The sequence below is a fragment of the Lentzea xerophila genome (genome assembly GCF_051094245.1).
GTDB lineage: Bacteria > Actinomycetota > Actinomycetes > Mycobacteriales > Pseudonocardiaceae > Lentzea > Lentzea xerophila.
Map to the genome: position 1 here is coordinate 6,512,323 of NZ_CP194934.1, position 17,640 is coordinate 6,529,962.

Here is a 17,640-nt window from a genome sequence, read left to right on the forward strand (position 1 = left end):
GATGCAACTGGCTAACGCTGCGTGGTAAGAATACCGATCACGCCGAACGGGCCTTGCGCGCCCCCGTGGCGGGCGCCACATAGGCTGCACGCGTGCGTTTGATCCTCCGCGACTTCACCCCGGCGGACGAGCCAGAGGTGCTGCGGTTGTTCGCCGACTGCGACGACTGGTTCCAGGCCGCCACCGGTCACCCGTCCGGGCCCGGCGACGTGCAGAGCCTCTTCTACGCGCTGCCGGAGGGCGCGGCGTTCGAGCAGAAGCACCTGCTGGTCGCGCAGGCTCAGGGCATGATCGGGTTCGTCGACCTCGTGCTGGACCACCCCGCGCCGCGGGAAGCGAGCATCGGGTTCTTCCTGGTGCCGAAGGACCTGCGCCGGTGGGGCATCGGCCGGGAGATGGCGAAGGCGCTCGCCGAACGCTTTCCCGCCGTCACGCGCGTGCACGTCAGGCTCGACGACTTCAAGCCCGGCACCGAGTTCCTGAAGTCGCTGGGCTTCACGCTCAACGGTCAGCGCGCCGTGCTGGAGATCGCGCCGAGGTCCGACGGCCGGTAGCCGGCCGGGTAGCCGGGATAGGTGCGGTTGCGGGCGCTGGTCAGCTTCAACGTCCGCCGTACCGGCATCCGGCGCACCACGAAAGCCCTCAGGCGCAACGCCAGCCGCCCCGCAGTGCCGACCCAGGCCGGCGGCGCCACGAACCCGAACGCGCGCACCATCAACGGGTCCAGCATCGCGATCACGGCCCGCGAGACCACCGGCCGCGCCACGGACGGGTACCAGGAGCAGAACAGGTCCAGCGTGTACTGGCCGATGCGGCGGTTCGACGGCGCGAACACGAAGTGCTCCTGCTCGTAAGCCGTCTTGAAGGCCTGGAACTCGTCATAGTCCGCCGGAATGTCCCGGATCCCCATGCGGGCGCCGACCGCGCGGTAGAAGTGGAACCCGGCCAGCTGCTCGTTGCGCGTCAACGGCCGCCAGCTGTAGCTCTGCAGCCACTCGATCGGGTCGTAGATGAACGTCGACAGCACATAGAGCATGTCGTCGTTCGAGATCTCGTAACGGCCGTGCTGCCGGTTGACCACGCGCAGCGCCTCACGCCCGCGCGGTGAGTCGTAGCCGTGCTCCACGAGCTCGGCCATCAGCACGGCGGTGTCGTCGTAACGCTTCTGCGGCCGCCGTTCGAACTCGCCGGTGCGCTCCAGCAGGCCCGAGATCGTCGGGACGCAGTACGTGCGGAACAGCGCCATCTCCAGCGACTTCTGGTAGTCCCACGGGAACTCCAGGCCGGCGGAGATCCGCATGATCTCCTCGTGGTCGGCCACGGGGTCGAGCGAGGAGATGCGGCGGAGGTTCGCGAAGCGGGACATGCCCACCAACGTGACCGAAGCCCGCGCAAAGCGAAAGACCCCAGTCGGTGGACTGGGGCCGCGGCAGTGGACTACCCCCACCTGAGAAACAAGATGACCGCCAGACGTAGTCTGACGGTCGGTTCTGGCTCCCCCAACTGGACTCGAACCAGTAACCCTGCGATTAACAGTCGCATGCTCTGCCAATTGAGCTATGGGGGAATGTTCTGTTGTTCCACCTGTCAGGCTTGGTTCCTCCTGACAGTGGGTAACTCTACATGAGCCTCGAAACGGGTTTCGCAAGGACCCCCCACTTTGCGGCTGAACAGGCTTTGACCAGGCACGATGCGAAAGGAGACGCCACATGAAGGGCATCTTGGTCGGCGCGGCGATCGGCTACGTGCTCGGCGCGAAGGCCGGACGGGAGCGCTACGACCAGATCGTGCGCCTCTGGCACCGCTTCACCGAGAACCCGACGGTGCGCAGGACGGCGAGCCAGGCGAAGGACAAGGCGTTCGAAGCCGCTGTTCAGGCCAAGGACCTGGCCGCGGACGCCGCCGAGAAGGCCGCGGAGAAGGCTCCGTGGAAGCACCATGCGGAGGCCAACGGCCGTCCTGTCACGCCGAGGGCGTGACGATCTTCACACGCGGGCGACCGCGAAGATCCTCCTGAACGGGAACCAAGTGGTGCCGTCGGCGCGCTCGGGGTACGCCTCGCGCAGCCGCGGCGCCAGTTCCGCGACGTAGGCCTCCCAGTCCGAAGAGGACAGCGCGGCGCGCACGGGCCGCAGAGCCGTGCCGCTCACCCATTCGAGCACCGGGTCCCGGCCGGAGAGCCGCTGTACGTACGTGGTCTCCCAGACGTCCACTGTGGAGCAGTCGCCGAGCAGGTTCGCGTACTCCACGGGGTCCAGAACCGGCTTCTCGGCCCGGAAGACGTGCGCCAGCGCAGGTCCGGCCACCTCGCGGATCAGCCGGTGCGAGGCGTCGGCGTAGTTGCCGGGCACCTGGAACGCGAGCCATGCGCCGGCGGGCAGTGCGGCCGCCCACTTCGACACGATCGAGGGATGTGACGGGACCCACTGCAGGACCGCGTTGGACACCACGACATCGGTGTCGGGCAACGGTTCCCACGTCGTCACGTCGTCCACCCGGGCAGCCACGCCCGCCGCCCGCGCCGCCTCGACCATCTCCGGCGACGAGTCGAACGCCTCGACCACCGCCGAGGGCCACCGGGCGGACAGCGACGCCGTCAGGTTGCCGGGCCCGCAGCCCACGTCCACCACGCGACGGGGCTCCACGGCCCCCACGCGCGCCACGAGTTCGTGAAACGGCCGCGCCCGGTGATCGGCGAAGGCCAGGTACTGCGCCGGATCCCACATACCACTAACAGTACACGCGTACTGCTAGCCCGTCAGCCCCTCGGCGAACGAGGCCACCGCCGCACGCACGGCGGCGAGGTCCACGCCGGCGTCCCCGCGGGCCTGCCACACGAAGCCGTCCCGGCCGGGGACCTTGCGCTGCAGGATCCACACGCCGGGCGACTCGACGCGCTCCCGGTGCCGGATCGACCCCTCGACGCGCTGGCTGATCGCCCGCAGCAGCCGGCCGGGATCACCGTTCAGCGCGAACCGTTGCGCCGGAAGGTCTTCCAGCAGCACGACAGCCCTCTCCGCGGCGGCCTCGGACGCCTCCACCACCCGCAGCGTGCCCTCCCACTTGACCTTGCTGATCAGGTGCCAGCCGATCCGCCGCGGCGGTTCTCCCGGCACCCACAGCCCGAGCGACGTCACCACGAGGTGACCGCCGCTCTGCACGGCGGCGAACGCGATCACCGTCTCGTCCGGCTCCAGCGTGCCGGTGAACCCGTCCGGCGCACCGTCGCCGAACAACCGTCGGAACAGCCCCACTACAGCACTCCAGCGCTCTGCTGCAGGAGCGCCTTGCGGTACTCCTCCAGCGCCACCAGGTCGCCCCACAGCGCCCGGTACTCGTCGGCGTCCTTGATCGGCGACAGCCGCCGCAGGCGCGACTTCACGTCCTCGACCTGCTTGCCGACCTGCACCTCCTGCAGCCGCGCGATCACCATCGACACGTAGCGGAACTCGTCGTTCTGCTTGACGGTCAACGGCTCCACGGCGAGCTCGGTCAGCACCGACCGCACCGAGGCGTGCGAGCACGCCTGCGAGATCGCGTCCAGGTACGCCGTGCCGGCGAGGCCGCAGGACGCGCCACCGGCGGCGCGGATCGCCCGGTGCAGCGCCACGTACGCGGGGTCGGTGAAGGCCTCGTCCGGCAGCGAGTCGTACAGCGGACCCGCGTACTCGGGCAGCCGCAGTGCGATCTTGAGCACCTCGCGTTCGGGCACCAGCCGCGGGTCGCGCGGGTTCGGCCGGGGTGGGCCGTCGACCTCCACGCCGAGCGCGATCTGGTTCGGGTCGGTGCGCTGGGCGGGGGCGACCGGCGCCTTGCCACCGGCGGTCTGCCGCACCCGGCGCACGACCATCGCCTCGTCGTCCCAGCCGACCCACCACGCCAGCCGCGTCGCGTAGCCGTCGCGCTTGGCTCGGTCCTTGATCTGCGCGACGAACGGCACCATCTTCTTCAGCGCCTCGACGCGCCCGTCCACCGAGTCGAGGTCGTACGCCCTGAGCTGCGCCTTGATCGCGAACTCGATCAACGGCGTGCGCCGCGCCACCAGGTCGCGCACCGCGACGTCGCCCTTGGCCTGCCGCAGCTCGCACGGGTCCATGCCGTCCGGCGCCACCGCGATGTAGGTCTGCGCGGAGAAGTGCTGCTCCCCGTCGAACGCCTTCAGCGCGGCCTTCTGGCCCGCCTCGTCGCCGTCGAATGTGAAGATGACCTCGCCGTTCACGTCGTCGTCGATCAGCAGCCTGCGCAGCACGTTCATGTGGTCGGTGCCGAACGCCGTGCCGCACGACGCGACCGCCGTCGGCACGCCGGCCAGGTGCATCGCCATCACGTCGGTGTAGCCCTCGACGATGACGGCCTGCTTGCGCTTCGCGATCTCCCGCTTGGCCTGGTCGAGCCCGAACAGCACCTGCGACTTCTTGTAGATCATCGACTCGCTGGTGTTGAGGTACTTCGCCTGGATCGGGTCGTCGTCGAAGATCCGCCGCGCGCCGAACCCGACGACCTCGCCGCCGATGTCCTTGATCGGCCACAGCAGCCGCCGGTGGAACCTGTCGATCGGCCCCTGCTTGCCCTCCTTGACGAGCTGGGACTTGATCAGCTCGGCGATCTCGAACCCGCGGCCGAGCAGGTGCTTGGTCAGCTTGTCCCAGCCGCCGGGCGCGAACCCGCAGCCGAACTGGCGGGCCGCGGCCTCGTCGAAGCCGCGCTCGGCCAGGAACTCGCGGGCCTGCTGCGCCTCCGGCGTGGCGAGCTGCTCGGCGTAGTACTCGGCGGCCGCCTTGTGCGCCTCGATGAGCCTGCTGCGGGTGCCGCGGTCGCGCTGGGTCGTCGCGCCGCCGCCCTCGTAGGTGAGCTGGATGCCCGCGCGGTCCGCGAGCCGTTCGACGGCCTCGACGAACGACAGGTGCTCGACCTTCATCACGAAGGCGATCACGTCGCCGCCCTCACCGCAGCCGAAGCAGTGGAACGTGCCGTGCGAAGGGCGCACGTTGAACGAGGGCGTCTTCTCGTCGTGGAAGGGACACAGCCCCTTCAGCGCTCCCCCGCCCGCCCTCTTCAGCGACACCTGGTCGCCCACGACCTCGTCGATGCGGCTGCGCTCACGCACCAACGCGATGTCGCTCTCCCTGATGCGTCCTGCCACGTCCCCGAGTCTACGACTCGTGCCCGGCACCGAGGGTGGCAGACTGCGGCTCGTGACCGCCGTGGACGACTTCGGACTGCATCGGACGCACCTGATCGGTGTCGCCTACCGGCTGACCGGCAGCCTCGCCGACGCCGAGGACGCCGTGCAGGAGGCGTGGCCCCGCTTCGCGCAGGCCGAGGGCGTCAAGGACGCGCGCGCCTGGCTCACGACCGTGGTGAGCCGCATCTGCCTCGACCGGCTGAGGTCCGCCGCCGTGCGCCGCGAGACGTACGTGGGCTCGTGGCTGCCGGAGCCGCTGCTCACGACCGGTGAGGACGACGACCCGCTGGCGAGCGTGGTGCGGTCCGACGGCGTGCGGATGGCGGCGCTGGTGGTGCTCGACCGGCTCACCCCCGACCAGCGCGTCGCGTTCGTGCTGCACGACGCGTTCTCGTTGTCGTTCAACGAGATCGCCGAGGTGCTGCAGGTCTCGGAGGCCGCGGCGCGCCAGCACGCGTCCCGTGCCCGCAAGGCCGTCGCGGACGCCGAGCCACCGCCCCGCGCGGCGCTGGCCGAGCAGCAGGAGGTGCTGGAGAAGTTCCTGCGCGCCTTGAAGAGCGGGGACATCGACGCTGTGCTCGGACTGCTGCACCCGGACGCGGTGATGACCGGCGACGGCGGCGGCAAGGCGCGCACCGCGGTCCAGACGGTCTCCGGCGCCGCCAAGGTCGCCCGCTTCTTCCTCGGCCTCGTCCGCAAGTACGGCTTCCCGGACCAACCCCGGCCGGTGTTCGTCAACGGGGAGCTCGGCATGGCCGTGCCGGCGTACGGCGACGTGGCGGCACGCGTCACGACCTTCACCGTGCACGAGGGCAAGGTCGTCGCCGTCTACGACATCGTGAACCCGGACAAGCTCACCCACGTGACGTTCTGACCTCGGTCAGGACGGTGGCCGGAACCGGCGCGAGCGGGCTACCGCCACACCGCCGGGTCCGGCCTCGAGGCCTGATTACCACCGCATTCGCAGCAGCTTCCCGACGTCGCGGAGCTTCGGGATGGCGGCGACGACCTTCATCTGGATCCTGCCGGACTTCGGCAACGCGTCCAGGTGCGGCAGCTCCACACTGCGCCAGTCGTCCACAGTGGTCAGTCCGGGTCGCAGCGCCTCGATCTCACGCGGATCGTCGACGCCCCAGTGCAAAGTCGCGCCGGCGTTGCGCACGGCGGGCACGAACTTCTGCAGTTTGATGCCCCACGAGCCGTAGACGTCGAACAGCAGCTCACCGCTCGGGAACCGTTCGGTGATGCGCCTGATCAACGCGTGGCCCTCGGCCTGCGTGAGGTACATCGACAGGCCCTCGAACACCGCCACGGCCGGGCGGTCGGCGGGCACCTCGGCGAGCCACGCGTCCTCGGTGACCGACGACGGCACCAGCCGGTAGTCGCCGCCCGGTTCCGGCAGGAGCTTGTGCCGCAACGCGACGACGTCCGGCATGTCGACGTCGACCCACCGCACGGTGTCCGGCCGTTCGACCCGGTGCGCGCGGGTGTCCAGGCCGCACGCGAGGTGCAGCACCGTGCAGGTGGGGTTGCGCTGGAGGAACTCGCGGGTCCAGTCGTCGAGCACCCTGCCGCGGATGGCCACGCCGACAGCGGTCGTCGTGGTCACCCCGGTCTTGGTGAAGTCGTAGTCGATGCGGTCGACGGCGCGCCTGGCCTCGTCGTCGTGCAGCACGGACGAGGGCTGCTCGCTGTCGAGTGCCCGGCCGTACAGCGTGGCGAGCATGGTCTCCTGCGCACCCGTCAGGGTGATCTTCTCCACGGCCCTAGTGTGCCGGGACCCGGCAGGCGTCACCACTGGTGAAGCCCTGGTCCCTGATGTCGAACGCGCTGTTGAACCGGGCGCGCTGGTTCTCCAGCGCGATCTGGTGGGTCAGCGCGACGAGATCCTTGCGCCCCAGCAGCTTCTCCAGCTCGGCGACCTGCTCGTCGGTGACGCCGACGGGGGTGTCGGTCATGGCGTCGGCGTAGGCGAGCGCCTTGCGCTCGAGGTCGGTGAACAGCGGTGAGGTGGCGTACGAGTCGATGTGCTTGAGCCGTTCGATGTCGAGGCCCTCGTGCTTCATCAGCATGGCGCCGAAGTCCACGCACCACGAGCAGCCGAGCTTCACCGCCGTCCGGTAGACGCAGAGCTCGAACAACGGCCCGCGCACGGCCTTCTTGACCGCGAGCTCGTGCCGGCCGCTCGCCATCATCAGTTTCGGGTGGTGCGCCATCACCGTGACGGGCTCCGGCACCGCCCCGAACTCGCGGCGCGCGAACCAGTACACGGCCCTGATCAGCAGGCTCGTGTCCTTCTTGGTGACTCCTTTGATCCTCGTCATGCCCACTGGACGAGGTGGCGCGCGAGAATGTGACACCTTTGGGTGACTGGGTCGCGAGGCGGCCAGCTCATAGGGTCCTTCCATGAGCAACGACTTCGTGCTGGACATCGACCACGAGTCGGCCGGCCTGCTGGCGGGAACGCTGCTGGCAGGCGATTCGTGTGCGGTCCCGGTGCGGCACCAGAACGTGAAGCTGCTGCTGTGCGCGCTGCCCGGCGAGGACGGCATGCGTCTGTTCCTGCGCCGGAACACTCCCTAACGGTCGTACACGGCCACGTACTTCATCAACAGGTCGCGCGACCGCTCGTTGTCGAGCGCGACGGCATGCATGTGCTGGAAGACCAGCACGGCCCGTTCCACGGCCACCGCGTCGCTGACGAGTACCCAGTTCGCGAGGTAGACCAGCGGCGGCTCGTGCTCGTACTGGACGAGCGCGTAGTCGAGGCCGACCGCCGCGGCCCCACCGGCGCTGGCCGGCACGATCCTGATCGACGGTGCGTGGAACAGCAGGTGCAGGACCTGGTCCTCCATCAACCGGTTGCCACCGACGGCGGTGCGCAACGCGTACTCGTGGATGAAGAACACGCACTGCGGCAGCTCGCCGTCGCGCTTCAGCTCGGGCGTCGGCGCGAAGCCCAGCGCGCTGGCCAGCGCTTTCGCATAGGCCTCTGTCCTGAGCAGGACGGGGATGGTGACGCCGCTGAAGCAGGTGATCCGCGTGGCGCCCGCCGCGGCGAGCACGACGAGCTGCTCACCGGCACCGTGCTGGGTCATGCCAGCACCGTAAAGCCATGATCATGATCACGCCGGGCGAAACGCTCGCTCTACAGGGCGAACGGTCACGGATGGGCGACCTGCGCGAGGAAGTAGATCGCGCCGGACCGGGCGTGCCGCACCGCGAGCAGGAACGGCCGGTCGACGTTCACCACGACCGGGTCGGCCGGGATCTCGAACGAGACCGTCCGGAACGTGACCGCGGTGGCCGCGGCGCCTTCGAGGCCTTCCTCGTCCAGGCGCAGCACGGCCTCGTGGACCACGTCGTCGACGAACATCCGCTCGTCCGGGGACAGTCCGGAGAAGTCGGCGTCGCGCGCGAACATCCGCTCGACACCGAGCTGCCGCAACGTGTCCTTGAGGTTGAACCTCGCCCGTACGTCCACTGTGGGCAGTGACAGTTCGAGCCGGGTGACACCCGGCCCGGTGAACACCGACGGGTCGAGCGGCTGGTCCAGCGACTCGTCCGGCAGCAGGACCACGGTTTCGACGCCGGAGTCGGCGGGCAGCACGATCGTCTGCCAGCCGTTCCGGTGGGCGTAGCGGAACTTCTCCGTCACCTTCATCGTCGGCACGTCCACGTCCCCGCCGGGCGCGTGGAACGGCTTCGGAGCGGTCTCCCCGGACGAGAACGGGTTCAGCCAGCCGACCTTGAGGTACAGGGCGTTGACGATGATCGCGGCGGCGTCCGGGGGCGGCGGGTCGGCCAGCAGCTCGGTGATCAGGCCGCGGGTGGTCTCGGCGACGTCGGTGTTGACCAGCTTGCGCACGGTCGAGGGGTCGGAGAACGCCGTGCGCCGCACCGAGGACGCCAGCGAGAAGTCCGGGTTCAGGGTCAGGTCGTCGTCGGCCCACAGGGTGTTCGCGACAGCCAGTTCGGGCACGTCGAGGGCATCCGCGGGGTCGAAGCCCCGCAGGAGGCCGTCGAGCTCGGCGCGGGTCTCGCCGCGCGCCGCCTCCCGCGCCAGTGCGAGCGCGCCGGCCACCGAGAACGGCGACCAGCACGCGGTGGAGGACGGATCAGGTACGGCGACGCGGTGCAGGTTCAGAGCGAAGTCGGCCTGATCGGTCACAGGTTCTCCTCTATCGGCGCGGATCTGGCAGTGACAGCACGATGGGGTCGTCCGGGACGGGCCGCTCCCCCGCTCCTCCCATCGGCCCGGGGGGCTTGGGGTGACGGGGTTCGCGCACACCGGCCGAACCGTCGTCGTCCCCCTGGTCGTCGAAGCCCACGGGCACGGCTTCCCTGCTCGGTCTCCGCCACGGCCATGGCCGGCCCGGCGGTCTCGACTCGTCCGCCATGGGTCCGACGCTACGCCGATGCGCGGTGCCAGGCCACGGCCTGGGCGTCGGTGAGCAGCGCGATCTGGTCGATGACGACGCGAAGCCGTGCCGGGTAAGAGGAAGCGGCCGCGAACACCGGGCGGAACGCGGGGTCGAGCAGCGTCGGCCGCTCCACCAGGCGGGTGACCAGGTCGGCGATCAGCTCGCGCTGCCTGGCCTGCATGGCGAGCCGCGCCGGGTCGCTCATCACGTACCGAACGGCCATCGCCTTGAGCAGCGCCACCTCCGCGACGACCTGCCTGGGCACCTCCAGCGAGGCGTTGTAGCGGGTCAGCACGCCGTCGCCGTGCGCGTCGCGGGTGGCGGTGACGGCGGCGGAGGCGAAGCGGCCGACCAGTTCGCTGGTGAGGTTCTTCAACGCCACCTGCGCGCCGAGCGAGCCGTCGTACTCGCGGCCGGTCCAGTACGCGATGACCGGCAGCGTGAGCAGTTCCTCCGCCGTGGCCTCGAGCGTGGCCACGGACTCGTCGGAGAACGTCTTCGCGGCGAGCGACGCGATGGCGGAGCGTTCGTCGGCACGGGCCAGCGCGCCCAGGCTGATGCGGTGGGCCAGCACGCCGTCCTCGACGTCGTGCACCGAGTACGCCACGTCGTCGGACCAGTCCATCACCTGTGCCTCGATGCACCTCTCCCGTTCAGGCGCACCCGCGCGCATCCACTCGAACACTTCGAGGTCGTCGTCGTACACGCCGAACTTCACCGTGCCCGGCGTGCGTGCCCACGGATACTTCGTCGACGCGTCGAGCACCGCGCGTGTCAGGTTCAAGCCGTGCGCGGACTTGGGTTCCAGGCGCGCGAGGATGCGGAACGTCTGCGCGTTGCCCTCGAAACCACCGCACGGACCGGCGAGCTCGTTGAGCGCCCTCTCGCCGTTGTGCCCGAACGGCGGATGACCGATGTCGTGCGCGAGGCCGGCGGTGTCGACGATGTCCGGATCGCAGCCCAGCTCCTCACCGATGCCGCGGCCGATCTGCGCGACCTCCAGCGAGTGCGTCAGGCGCGTGCGCGGCACACCGGTGACCTCGGAGCCCTCGCCGGGGCCCACGACCTGGGTCTTGCCCGCGAGCCTGCGCAACGCAGCGGAGTGCAGCACGCGGGCGCGGTCACGGGAGAAGGGCGTCCGTGTTTCGGTACGGGCACCCGGCAGCGCGGCGCTCTTGGGGACTTCGGGGAGCAGTCGCTCCGCGTCGTGGCCGGTGTATCCCATCACCCGATTTTAGGGAGATTGAGTTCCTCGAACACGCCGGCATGCGCCTTCATCAGGCGGTAGTACAGCAACGCTCCGGTCTCGCGCCGGATGTAGAACAGCTGCGTCTCGCGCGTCTGCACGTTCGGGCCACTGCGGGTCGGTGACGTCCACGCCTGCAGACCGGCGTCCTCCGCCATCGTGCGAGCGCGCAGCGAGTGCCACGGGTCGCTGACGATCACCGCGGTCCTCAGGTCGCGTTCCTGCGCCACCGACGCCACGGCCCGCAACGAGCCGAGCGTGTCCGCGCCCTCGCCGACCTGCAGCACCCGGTCCTCCGGCACGCCGTGCTCGACCAGCCACAACTTGCCGACCTGGCCCTCGGTGAAGTTGTCACCGGGCTGGCGGCCACCCGTCGTCGCGATGTAGCTGACGACACGCTGGTTGTAGAGGCCGAGCGCGTGGTTCAGCCGGGCTTCCAGCACGTCGGACGGGACGCCGTTGTACTGCGCGGCACCGAGGACGATCGCCACGTCGGCCTTCGTCCAGTCGTCCACGCGTGCGACCTGCCACACCCGGAACGCCGTACCGCCCACCACGAGCATGCCGATGACCAACGCCCCGAAGACGAGGCGCAACACGATCCGGCGAATCCTGGCGAGTGGCTTGAGGGGCGTGGTCCGCACACCGTGCATGGTCGCAGACCCCGCGGATGCCGCGTTGACGCCCCTGCGAGGATCATCGTCATGCCTGCTGAGCAGCCCACCATCCTCGCCACGTCCGGAGGTCTGCGCTCCGGGCGCCGGACCCTGGTCGAGTTCGGCAAGTTGATCCACTTTGCGGTGGACCTGTCGGGCGTGGACGGCCGCAGGCCGCGCCTGTGCCACGTCGGCACCGCCGGGGGCGACCAGCGGCACATGAACGCGAACATGACCGAGGCCGGCCGGGTCGCGGGCATCGAGGTGTCGGTCCTGAACCTCTTCACGATGCCACCGACCGACGACCTCGAGGACTTCGTGCTGTCCCACGACGTCGTGTGGGTGGGCGGCGGGTCGGTGGCGAACCTGCTCGCGGTGTGGGAGGTGCACGGGCTCGGGGCCGTGTTCCGCAAAGCGTGGGAGGCGGGCGTCGTGCTCAGCGGCGTGTCGGCGGGCTCGATCTGCTGGCACACGGGCGGTGCGACGGACTCGTTCGGCCCGGACCTCCGGATCGTCACGAACGGCCTGGGCTTCCTGCCCTACGGCAACGGCGTCCACTACGACTCCGAGGAGCAGCGCCGTCCGAAGATCCACGAGGCCGTCGCAGCCGGTGTCCTGCCGACCACGTACTGCACCGACGACGGTGCCGGCCTGCTGTACCGGGGCACCGAGATGGTCGAAGCGGTGACGGAACGTCCCGACTCCGGTGCATATGTGGTGGTCAGGGACGATTCTTCAGCAACCGCACAGGAGGAAAGGCTCGATACCAGGCTCCTGTGACGCGGACCTTGGAAGTGTGCGCTGGGCTCTGATCGTCTTCCTCGTGGCGGCCGTGTTCGCGGTTCCGGACGCGGCGCCGTGCCAGGCTCAAGCGAAGCCGTCGGCTGACATCTCGCGTGGTCCCGGAGTGGTGGATACCGATCTGGCGGACCCCGGATCGACGTCGGCGGTCTCCGAAATATCGGCGGCGGACGTCGCGGCGGTGGCGGCGGCGGGCGGTGCGTCCGACGTCGGCATCGCCGTGCTGGACCTCGGCACCGACCAGGTGGTCTCGGAACAGGGCGACAAGCCGTTCTACTCGGCGTCGCTGTCGAAGCTGATCCTCGCCGCCGACGCCCTGCGACAGCCGTTGTCCGACGGCGACCAGGACCTGATCCGCCGTGCGTTGAGCGCGAGCGACGACAACGCCATGGACGTGCTGTGGACGAGGTTCGACGGCATGGGGGCCATCGGCCGCGTCGCCACCGAAGCCGGCCTCACCGGCACGCACGCCCCCGAAGACCCGTCGCAGTGGGGCGAGGTCGTCATCACGGCGAACGACATGGTGCGGCTCTACCGGCACATCCTCGGCTCACCGGTGCGCGACGCGGTCGTCGCGGCGCTGTCGTCGGCCCCCGCGACCGCCGCCGACGGCTTCGACCAGGCGTTCGGCCTGCTCGGCAACGCCGGCGGCTACGCCAAGCAGGGCTGGATGTACTACCTGCCCAGCTCCGTCTACCTGCACAGCGCGGGCGTCCTGGACAACCGCTACGCCGTCGCCGTGCTCACGACGAGCCCGACCGGTTCCTGGACCACGGCCAGGCAGTCGATCAACGCCGTCACCGCGGCCGTCCTCGCGAAGCTGGGCGTCAACGGCTGACCCGGCCCGGTTGCCGCTGATCCCACTCCCCGGTGAACTCGCGCACCATCAGCATCGCGATGACGACGAGCACGACCGCCCCGAAGACCAGCGCCCCGAACAGCATTCCGGCGGCGGCCACCTCGGAGGCGAACTCCGAGACGGCGAAACCGCAGGCGGCCGGAACGATGACGTAGCTGCCAGGGTGCACGCGCCGCGCGGAGTGGAGGTCCGTCACCCGCGCCAGCCTCAGTCCGAGCAGCACCGGCGTGAGGGTCACCAGCAGGGCGACGGCCAGCATCAGCGGCCGGTACAGCGGCGCCGTGAACGCCACCGCCCCCGCGGCGACCGACAACGCGGCTCCCGCCGTGATCAGCACCGTGCCGAGCACCCTGATCCGCCCCACGGGCGCACCGTCACCGTCGGGCACGAGCGGCCCGAAGGCTCCGACGACGACCGCGTGCACGGCGAAGCTCCGCCGCAGGACGAGCACCAGCGCGACGCCCACCGGCACGGCCAGCGCCAGCACGACCACCAGCGCGAAGTCCCCTGGCCGGTCCACCGGCTCCACGCCGATCGCGAACCAGTAGAACGGGAAGAAGATCGCCAGCGCGGCGCCTTCCAGCACCACGAACACATGCCGCAGCCGCGCGACCGACGCCGCGTCCGTGATCCGTGTCGCCACCACACCACCGGCCACCGCGCCCAGGCACACGAGCCCGCCGCACACCGCCGCGCCCGCGAGCACCTGCCGGTTCCCGGCCTCGGCGACCGCCGCGAAGACCACGACCCACGCGCCGAACACAGTGCCCGCCGCGGCCTGCCCGAGGCCGGCTCTCCCGGTCCGCTCCCCCGTCATGTCCTTTTACACGCGAGAACGGGCGAGGATGTTGCCGCGCGGCGGAGATCCGGCTCCTAGCAGCCGACCAGGCGCGCCGCGAGGTACGACTCCAGCTGGTCCATCGCCACGCGCTCCTGCGACATGGTGTCGCGCTCCCGCACCGTCACGGCGAGGTCGGTGAGCGTGTCGAAGTCGACCGTCACGCAGAACGGCGTGCCGATCTCGTCCTGGCGGCGGTAGCGGCGGCCGATGGCACCGGCGTCGTCGAAGTCGACGTTCCAGTTGCGGCGCAGGGCCGTCGCGAGGTCGCGGGCCTTCGGCGACAGGTCGGCGTTGCGCGACAGCGGCAGCACGGCCACCTTCACCGGCGCCAGCCGCCTGTCCAGCTTCAGCACGACCCGCTTGTCCACGCCCCCCTTGGCGTTCGGCGCCTCGTCCTCGGTGAACGCCTCCAGCAGGAACGCCATCATCGGGCGGCCGACACCGGCGGCCGGTTCGATCACGAACGGCTTGTAGCGCGAGTTCGTGGCCTGGTCGAAGTACGACAGGTCGACACCCGAGTGGTTCGAGTGCGTCGTGAGGTCGAAGTCGGTGCGGTTCGCGATGCCCTCGAGCTCACCCCACTCCTGGCCGCCGAACCGGAAGCGGTACTCGATGTCGACGGTCCGCTTCGAGTAGTGCGACAGCTTCTCCTTCGGGTGCTCGTAGTGCCGCAGGTTCTCCTTCGACACACCGAGGTCCGTGTACCAGCGGGTGCGCTCGTCGATCCAGTACTGGTGCCACTCCTCGTCCGTACCGGGCTCGACGAAGAACTCCATCTCCATCTGCTCGAACTCGCGGGTGCGGAAGATGAAGTTGCCGGGCGTGATCTCGTTGCGAAACGACTTGCCGATCTGGCCGATGCCGAACGGCGGCTTCTTGCGCGACGTCGTCTGCACGTTCAGGAAGTTCGTGAAGATGCCCTGCGCGGTCTCCGGGCGCAGGTAGTGCAGGCCCTCCTCGGTCTCGATCGGACCGAGGTGCGTCTTGAGCAGGCCGTTGAACATCTTCGGCTCGGTGTAGGTGCCGCGCACGCCGCAGTTGGGGCACGGCACGTCGGAGACGTCGCCCTCGGCGACCTCCTTGCCGGTGCGCTCCGCGTACTCCTCGGACAGGGTGTCCGCGCGGAACCGCTTGTGGCACGACTCGCACTCGACGAGCGGGTCGACGAACGCCTCGACGTGACCGGAGGCGACCCACACGTCACGGGGCAGGATCACCGACGAGTCCAGGCCCACGACGTCCTCGCGGCCGCGGACCATGAAGTTCCACCACTGGCGCTTGATGTTGTCCTTGAGCTCGACGCCCAGCGGTCCGTAGTCCCAGGCCGAACGGGTACCGCCGTAGATCTCCCCGCACGGGTAGACGAACCCCCTGCGCTTGCAGAGGCTGACAACGGTCTCAATACGATCGGCGGCCAACGGGAACTCCATCGGGGGAATCAGATTCGGGGGCCCAAGCCTAGCCCGTCACGTTGATCCCCGAACGGGCGACCGGGGCCGTTACCCTGCAGGAATGGAAGACCGGCTGCGAGAGCTGTGGGACTTCGCCGACCTGGACGGCACCGAGGCGAGGTTCCGCGCGTTCCTGGGCGACGTGCGGACCGACGACGAGCGCGCGGAGGTGCTGACCCAGCTCGCCCGCGTCGAGGGCCTGCGCGAGAACCTCGCCGCGGCTCACCGGCTGCTCGACGAGGCGGAGGTGCTCGTCGCCCCCGACTCGACGGGCCGGGTGCGGGCACTGCTCGAACGCGGCAGGCTGCACCGCTCCGGCGGTGACCCCGAGGCCGCGCAACCGCTGTTCGTGGCGGCGTTCGTCCTGGCCAAGACCCGCGGCGACCTGTCGCTCGCGGTCGACGCCGCGCACATGGCGTCGCTGGTCGACGACCCGGAGAAGTGGACCAGGCAGGGCCTCGAGATCGTCGTGGCGAACCCGGAACTGGTGCGCTGGCTCGGCCCGCTGCACAACAACCTCGGCTGGTTCTACTTCGAGAACGGCCGCTTCGACGAGGCGCTGGACGCGTTCGAGAAGACGCCCGAGGCGTACGCGGAGAGCGGCAAGGCCAAGACGCTGCACGCGCTCGGCCGCACGCAAGAGGCCGCCGAGGCCGCGCGCAGGGCGCTGGAGCTCCTGCCCCACGACTCGCACGACGAGTGGGTCGCGGAGATGGAAGCTATCGCCGAGGGTTCGTAGGACCGGCGGCCTCGCCGAGCCGCACGGTGAACGCGTCCTCGGCCAGCACGCTCGTGTGCTCCTCGACCTCGCCGCCGGCGCTGGTCAGCGTCGGCTCGTACATCGCGGGTTCGTCGGTCAGCGCCTCGGACAGCAGCGGGATCACGTGTTCGCGCACGGGGAACGGCGACATCGCGCGCCGGTAGGCCACCACGGACTCGAACTCGACCGTGAGCACCCACCTGTCGTCCTCGTCGGTCGACCGCGCCAGCGTGCCCCTCCGGCACCCCGGCTGCGCCGTCAGCAGCTTCAAGGCCTGTTCGACGCGCGAGGTGAACGTCTCGGGGTCGGATACGCGGAAGCGGCACACCAGCAACACGGTGCAAGGATGTCACGGTGACCTCCAAGCGCCCTCTCCTGCCCGGCGAAGGTCCGCTCGCGCGCGTGCGGCCCGTCGTGGCGTTCGTGCTCGTGCTCGGTCTGTTCATCACCGGCGTGTTGGTGGGCGGCACCCTCGGCGCGGTGCTGCTCGGTGTGCTGATCGTGGGCGCCGCGGTGCTCCTGGCCGCCACCTGGAAGGTTCTTTCCCCAGGTCACCGCGCATTGCGCGTGGTGGTCCTGCTGGTACTGCTCATCATCACCGTAGAATTGGTTGTGAAAATCCCTACCAGGTGAGGTGTGCCGCCATGACCGTCCAGCTGCACGGCGAGCACTCCCCCGAACGCGAGGCCCCCGCGCCCGCGCCGCCCCGCCCCGCGCACACCCTCGCCGAGGCCGGCGACCTGCTGCGCGCGCTGGCCGCGCCGGTCCGCATCGCCATCGTGCTGCAGCTGCGGGAACACGACCGCTGCGTGCACGAGCTGGTCGAGGCACTGGGTGTCGCCCAGCCGCTGATCAGCCAGCATCTGCGCGTGCTGAAGTCGGCGGGCGTGGTGCACGGCGAGAGACATGGCCGGGAGGTCGTGTACCGGCTGGTGGACGAACACTTGGCGCACATCGTGGTGGACGCTGTGACGCACGTAGAGGAGAAGCTGTGACCGGACTGAGGTCCACCAAACAGCGCACCGCGGTGTCGAACCTGCTCGACCAGCTGGACGACTTCCGCAGCGCCCAGGAACTGCACGAGGAACTGCGCCGCCGCGGCGAGGGCATCGGCCTGACCACGGTCTACCGCACCCTGCAGTCGCTCGCGGACGCGGGCCAGGTCGACGTCCTGCGCACCGACTCGGGCGAGGCCATCTACCGCCGTTGCTCGGCGCATCACCACCATCACCTCGTGTGCCGCCACTGCGGGCGCACGGTCGAGGTGGAGGGGCCCGCCGTCGAGAAGTGGGCGGACCGTGTCGCGGCCGAGAACGGGTTCTCCGAGGTCAGCCACACCGTCGAGATCTTCGGCACGTGCGCGGAGTGCACGGCGAAGGGCCTCAAGTAGGTCTGGACGAAGCCGGCGCGAGGACGC

Annotated in this window: 23 protein-coding genes and 1 tRNA gene; 10 read left to right on the forward strand and 14 right to left on the reverse strand. The window is 69.9% G+C overall.

All coding sequences use genetic code 11. The features are described 5' to 3' along the window. Positions 1–92 precede the first annotated feature (92 nt). The gene (locus ACRSBM_RS30875; RefSeq protein ID WP_434448702.1) at positions 93–554 is read left to right on the forward strand and encodes a GNAT family N-acetyltransferase; all 462 of its coding nucleotides are present in this window, start codon (positions 93–95) and stop codon (positions 552–554) included. Here ACRSBM_RS30875 and ACRSBM_RS30880 read toward each other — a convergent pair. Both ACRSBM_RS30880 and ACRSBM_RS30885 read right to left on the reverse strand, forming a co-directional pair. Then, entirely contained in the window at positions 509–1,366 is an 858-nt protein-coding gene (locus ACRSBM_RS30880; RefSeq protein WP_434448704.1) for an oxygenase MpaB family protein, read from the reverse strand. The two genes, ACRSBM_RS30875 and ACRSBM_RS30880, sit on opposite strands and share 46 nt — an antisense overlap. 125 nt (positions 1,367–1,491) lie before the next feature. After that, positions 1,492–1,567, reverse strand: a tRNA-Asn gene (locus tag ACRSBM_RS30885). 142 nt (positions 1,568–1,709) lie between these two features. Here ACRSBM_RS30885 and ACRSBM_RS30890 point away from each other — a divergent pair. Further along, on the forward strand, positions 1,710–1,979 hold the full coding sequence (locus ACRSBM_RS30890) for a hypothetical protein (protein WP_434448706.1): 270 nt from the start codon (positions 1,710–1,712) through the stop codon (positions 1,977–1,979). A gap of 6 nt (positions 1,980–1,985) precedes the next feature. Here the strand turns inward: ACRSBM_RS30890 and ACRSBM_RS30895 are convergent, their stop codons facing one another. Genes ACRSBM_RS30895 through dnaG form a run of 3 tightly spaced genes read right to left on the reverse strand, consistent with a single transcriptional unit; the run spans position 1,986 to position 5,143 of the window. Further along, the gene (locus ACRSBM_RS30895) at positions 1,986–2,726 is read right to left on the reverse strand and encodes a trans-aconitate 2-methyltransferase (RefSeq protein ID WP_434448708.1); all 741 of its coding nucleotides are present in this window, start codon (positions 2,724–2,726) and stop codon (positions 1,986–1,988) included. A 24-nt stretch (positions 2,727–2,750) separates the two neighbouring features. Further along, positions 2,751–3,254, reverse strand: a complete 504-nt coding sequence (locus ACRSBM_RS30900; RefSeq protein WP_434448710.1) for a hypothetical protein — start codon at positions 3,252–3,254, stop codon at positions 2,751–2,753. Further along, on the reverse strand, positions 3,254–5,143 hold the full coding sequence (gene dnaG, locus ACRSBM_RS30905; protein WP_434448712.1) for a DNA primase: 1,890 nt from the start codon (positions 5,141–5,143) through the stop codon (positions 3,254–3,256). Before dnaG ends, ACRSBM_RS30900 begins: the two co-directional genes overlap by 1 nt. Before the next feature lie 19 nt (positions 5,144–5,162). Here dnaG and ACRSBM_RS30910 point away from each other — a divergent pair, with 19 nt between their 5' ends. After that, positions 5,163–6,059: a sigma-70 family RNA polymerase sigma factor gene (locus ACRSBM_RS30910; RefSeq protein WP_434448713.1), complete on the forward strand. Its 897-nt coding sequence runs from the start codon at positions 5,163–5,165 to the stop codon at positions 6,057–6,059. A gap of 75 nt (positions 6,060–6,134) precedes the next feature. On the opposite strand, the gene ACRSBM_RS30915 is transcribed toward ACRSBM_RS30910, so the two are convergent. Beyond that, the gene (locus ACRSBM_RS30915; protein WP_434448715.1) at positions 6,135–6,947 is read right to left on the reverse strand and encodes a class I SAM-dependent methyltransferase; all 813 of its coding nucleotides are present in this window, start codon (positions 6,945–6,947) and stop codon (positions 6,135–6,137) included. 4 nt (positions 6,948–6,951) lie between these two features. Then, entirely contained in the window at positions 6,952–7,509 is a 558-nt protein-coding gene (locus ACRSBM_RS30920; RefSeq protein WP_434448717.1) for a carboxymuconolactone decarboxylase family protein, read from the reverse strand. Between the two features lie 82 nt (positions 7,510–7,591). On the opposite strand from ACRSBM_RS30920, the gene ACRSBM_RS30925 reads away from it, so the two are divergent. Next, positions 7,592–7,768, forward strand: coding sequence for a hypothetical protein (locus ACRSBM_RS30925; RefSeq protein ID WP_157512840.1), 177 nt, complete (start codon positions 7,592–7,594; stop codon positions 7,766–7,768). Here ACRSBM_RS30925 and ACRSBM_RS30930 read toward each other — a convergent pair. The 4 genes from ACRSBM_RS30930 to ACRSBM_RS30945 form a co-directional block, all read right to left on the reverse strand. Then, a complete protein-coding gene (locus tag ACRSBM_RS30930; RefSeq protein WP_434448720.1) occupies positions 7,765–8,283 on the reverse strand; it encodes a Scr1 family TA system antitoxin-like transcriptional regulator in 519 nt (172 codons plus the stop codon). The two genes, ACRSBM_RS30925 and ACRSBM_RS30930, sit on opposite strands and share 4 nt — an antisense overlap. Positions 8,284–8,348: 65 nt before the next feature. Continuing rightward, complete coding sequence (locus tag ACRSBM_RS30935; RefSeq protein WP_434448722.1) at positions 8,349–9,356, reverse strand: serpin family protein; 1,008 nt, start codon at positions 9,354–9,356, stop codon at positions 8,349–8,351. 239 nt (positions 9,357–9,595) lie between these two features. Beyond that, on the reverse strand, positions 9,596–10,834 hold the full coding sequence (locus ACRSBM_RS30940) for a deoxyguanosinetriphosphate triphosphohydrolase (RefSeq protein WP_434448724.1): 1,239 nt from the start codon (positions 10,832–10,834) through the stop codon (positions 9,596–9,598). After that, positions 10,834–11,418: a YdcF family protein gene (locus ACRSBM_RS30945; RefSeq protein ID WP_434453277.1), complete on the reverse strand. Its 585-nt coding sequence runs from the start codon at positions 11,416–11,418 to the stop codon at positions 10,834–10,836. The genes ACRSBM_RS30940 and ACRSBM_RS30945 overlap by 1 nt, the downstream gene beginning before the upstream one ends. Positions 11,419–11,559: 141 nt before the next feature. Between ACRSBM_RS30945 and ACRSBM_RS30950 the strand changes: the two genes are divergently transcribed. Both ACRSBM_RS30950 and ACRSBM_RS30955 read left to right on the forward strand, forming a co-directional pair. After that, a complete protein-coding gene (locus ACRSBM_RS30950; RefSeq protein WP_434448726.1) occupies positions 11,560–12,291 on the forward strand; it encodes a Type 1 glutamine amidotransferase-like domain-containing protein in 732 nt (243 codons plus the stop codon). Between the two features lie 16 nt (positions 12,292–12,307). Further along, complete coding sequence (locus ACRSBM_RS30955) at positions 12,308–13,150, forward strand: serine hydrolase (protein WP_434448728.1); 843 nt, start codon at positions 12,308–12,310, stop codon at positions 13,148–13,150. On the opposite strand, the gene ACRSBM_RS30960 is transcribed toward ACRSBM_RS30955, so the two are convergent. Next, entirely contained in the window at positions 13,140–13,988 is an 849-nt protein-coding gene (locus ACRSBM_RS30960; protein ID WP_434448730.1) for a hypothetical protein, read from the reverse strand. The two genes, ACRSBM_RS30955 and ACRSBM_RS30960, sit on opposite strands and share 11 nt — an antisense overlap. Before the next feature lie 56 nt (positions 13,989–14,044). Next, a complete protein-coding gene (locus ACRSBM_RS30965) occupies positions 14,045–15,430 on the reverse strand; it encodes a glycine--tRNA ligase (protein WP_434453280.1) in 1,386 nt (461 codons plus the stop codon). A 94-nt stretch (positions 15,431–15,524) separates the two neighbouring features. Between ACRSBM_RS30965 and ACRSBM_RS30970 the strand changes: the two genes are divergently transcribed. Next, positions 15,525–16,202 carry a tetratricopeptide repeat protein gene (locus ACRSBM_RS30970; protein WP_434448732.1) on the forward strand — a complete coding sequence of 226 codons (678 nt, stop codon included), beginning with the start codon at positions 15,525–15,527 and terminating at the stop codon, positions 16,200–16,202. Here ACRSBM_RS30970 and ACRSBM_RS30975 read toward each other — a convergent pair. Then, positions 16,183–16,560 (reverse strand): antibiotic biosynthesis monooxygenase family protein, encoded by a 378-nt coding sequence (locus ACRSBM_RS30975; RefSeq protein WP_434448734.1) that lies wholly within the window; start codon positions 16,558–16,560, stop codon positions 16,183–16,185. The two genes, ACRSBM_RS30970 and ACRSBM_RS30975, sit on opposite strands and share 20 nt — an antisense overlap. A gap of 17 nt (positions 16,561–16,577) precedes the next feature. On the opposite strand from ACRSBM_RS30975, the gene ACRSBM_RS30980 reads away from it, so the two are divergent. From ACRSBM_RS30980 to ACRSBM_RS30990, 3 genes are read left to right on the forward strand one after another with little or no spacing between them, the layout of a single operon-like run. Beyond that, positions 16,578–16,856, forward strand: coding sequence for a hypothetical protein (locus tag ACRSBM_RS30980; RefSeq protein WP_434448736.1), 279 nt, complete (start codon positions 16,578–16,580; stop codon positions 16,854–16,856). An 11-nt stretch (positions 16,857–16,867) separates the two neighbouring features. After that, positions 16,868–17,218 (forward strand): ArsR/SmtB family transcription factor, encoded by a 351-nt coding sequence (locus ACRSBM_RS30985; protein ID WP_434448738.1) that lies wholly within the window; start codon positions 16,868–16,870, stop codon positions 17,216–17,218. Next, positions 17,215–17,613, forward strand: a complete 399-nt coding sequence (locus ACRSBM_RS30990; protein ID WP_090100492.1) for a Fur family transcriptional regulator — start codon at positions 17,215–17,217, stop codon at positions 17,611–17,613. Before ACRSBM_RS30985 ends, ACRSBM_RS30990 begins: the two co-directional genes overlap by 4 nt. Positions 17,614–17,640: the final 27 nt, after the last annotated feature.

What these genes read in the sequence shown, in the direction of transcription:
- ACRSBM_RS30880 (WP_434448704.1), bottom strand. Translation starts at nt 1,366, where the DNA reads ATGTCCCGCTTCGCGAACCTCCGCCGCATCTCCTCGCTCGACCCCGTG.
- ACRSBM_RS30890 (WP_434448706.1), top strand. Translation starts at nt 1,710, where the DNA reads ATGAAGGGCATCTTGGTCGGCGCGGCGATCGGCTACGTGCTCGGCGCG.
- ACRSBM_RS30895 (WP_434448708.1), bottom strand. Translation starts at nt 2,726, where the DNA reads ATGTGGGATCCGGCGCAGTACCTGGCCTTCGCCGATCACCGGGCGCGG.
- ACRSBM_RS30920 (WP_434448717.1), bottom strand. Translation starts at nt 7,509, where the DNA reads ATGACGAGGATCAAAGGAGTCACCAAGAAGGACACGAGCCTGCTGATC.
- ACRSBM_RS30925 (WP_157512840.1), top strand. Translation starts at nt 7,592, where the DNA reads ATGAGCAACGACTTCGTGCTGGACATCGACCACGAGTCGGCCGGCCTG.
- ACRSBM_RS30930 (WP_434448720.1), bottom strand. Translation starts at nt 8,283, where the DNA reads ATGACCCAGCACGGTGCCGGTGAGCAGCTCGTCGTGCTCGCCGCGGCG.
- ACRSBM_RS30940 (WP_434448724.1), bottom strand. Translation starts at nt 10,834, where the DNA reads ATGGGATACACCGGCCACGACGCGGAGCGACTGCTCCCCGAAGTCCCC.
- ACRSBM_RS30945 (WP_434453277.1), bottom strand. Translation starts at nt 11,418, where the DNA reads ATGCTCGTGGTGGGCGGTACGGCGTTCCGGGTGTGGCAGGTCGCACGC.
- ACRSBM_RS30950 (WP_434448726.1), top strand. Translation starts at nt 11,560, where the DNA reads ATGCCTGCTGAGCAGCCCACCATCCTCGCCACGTCCGGAGGTCTGCGC.
- ACRSBM_RS30960 (WP_434448730.1), bottom strand. Translation starts at nt 13,988, where the DNA reads ATGACGGGGGAGCGGACCGGGAGAGCCGGCCTCGGGCAGGCCGCGGCG.
- ACRSBM_RS30970 (WP_434448732.1), top strand. Translation starts at nt 15,525, where the DNA reads ATGGAAGACCGGCTGCGAGAGCTGTGGGACTTCGCCGACCTGGACGGC.
- ACRSBM_RS30985 (WP_434448738.1), top strand. Translation starts at nt 16,868, where the DNA reads ATGACCGTCCAGCTGCACGGCGAGCACTCCCCCGAACGCGAGGCCCCC.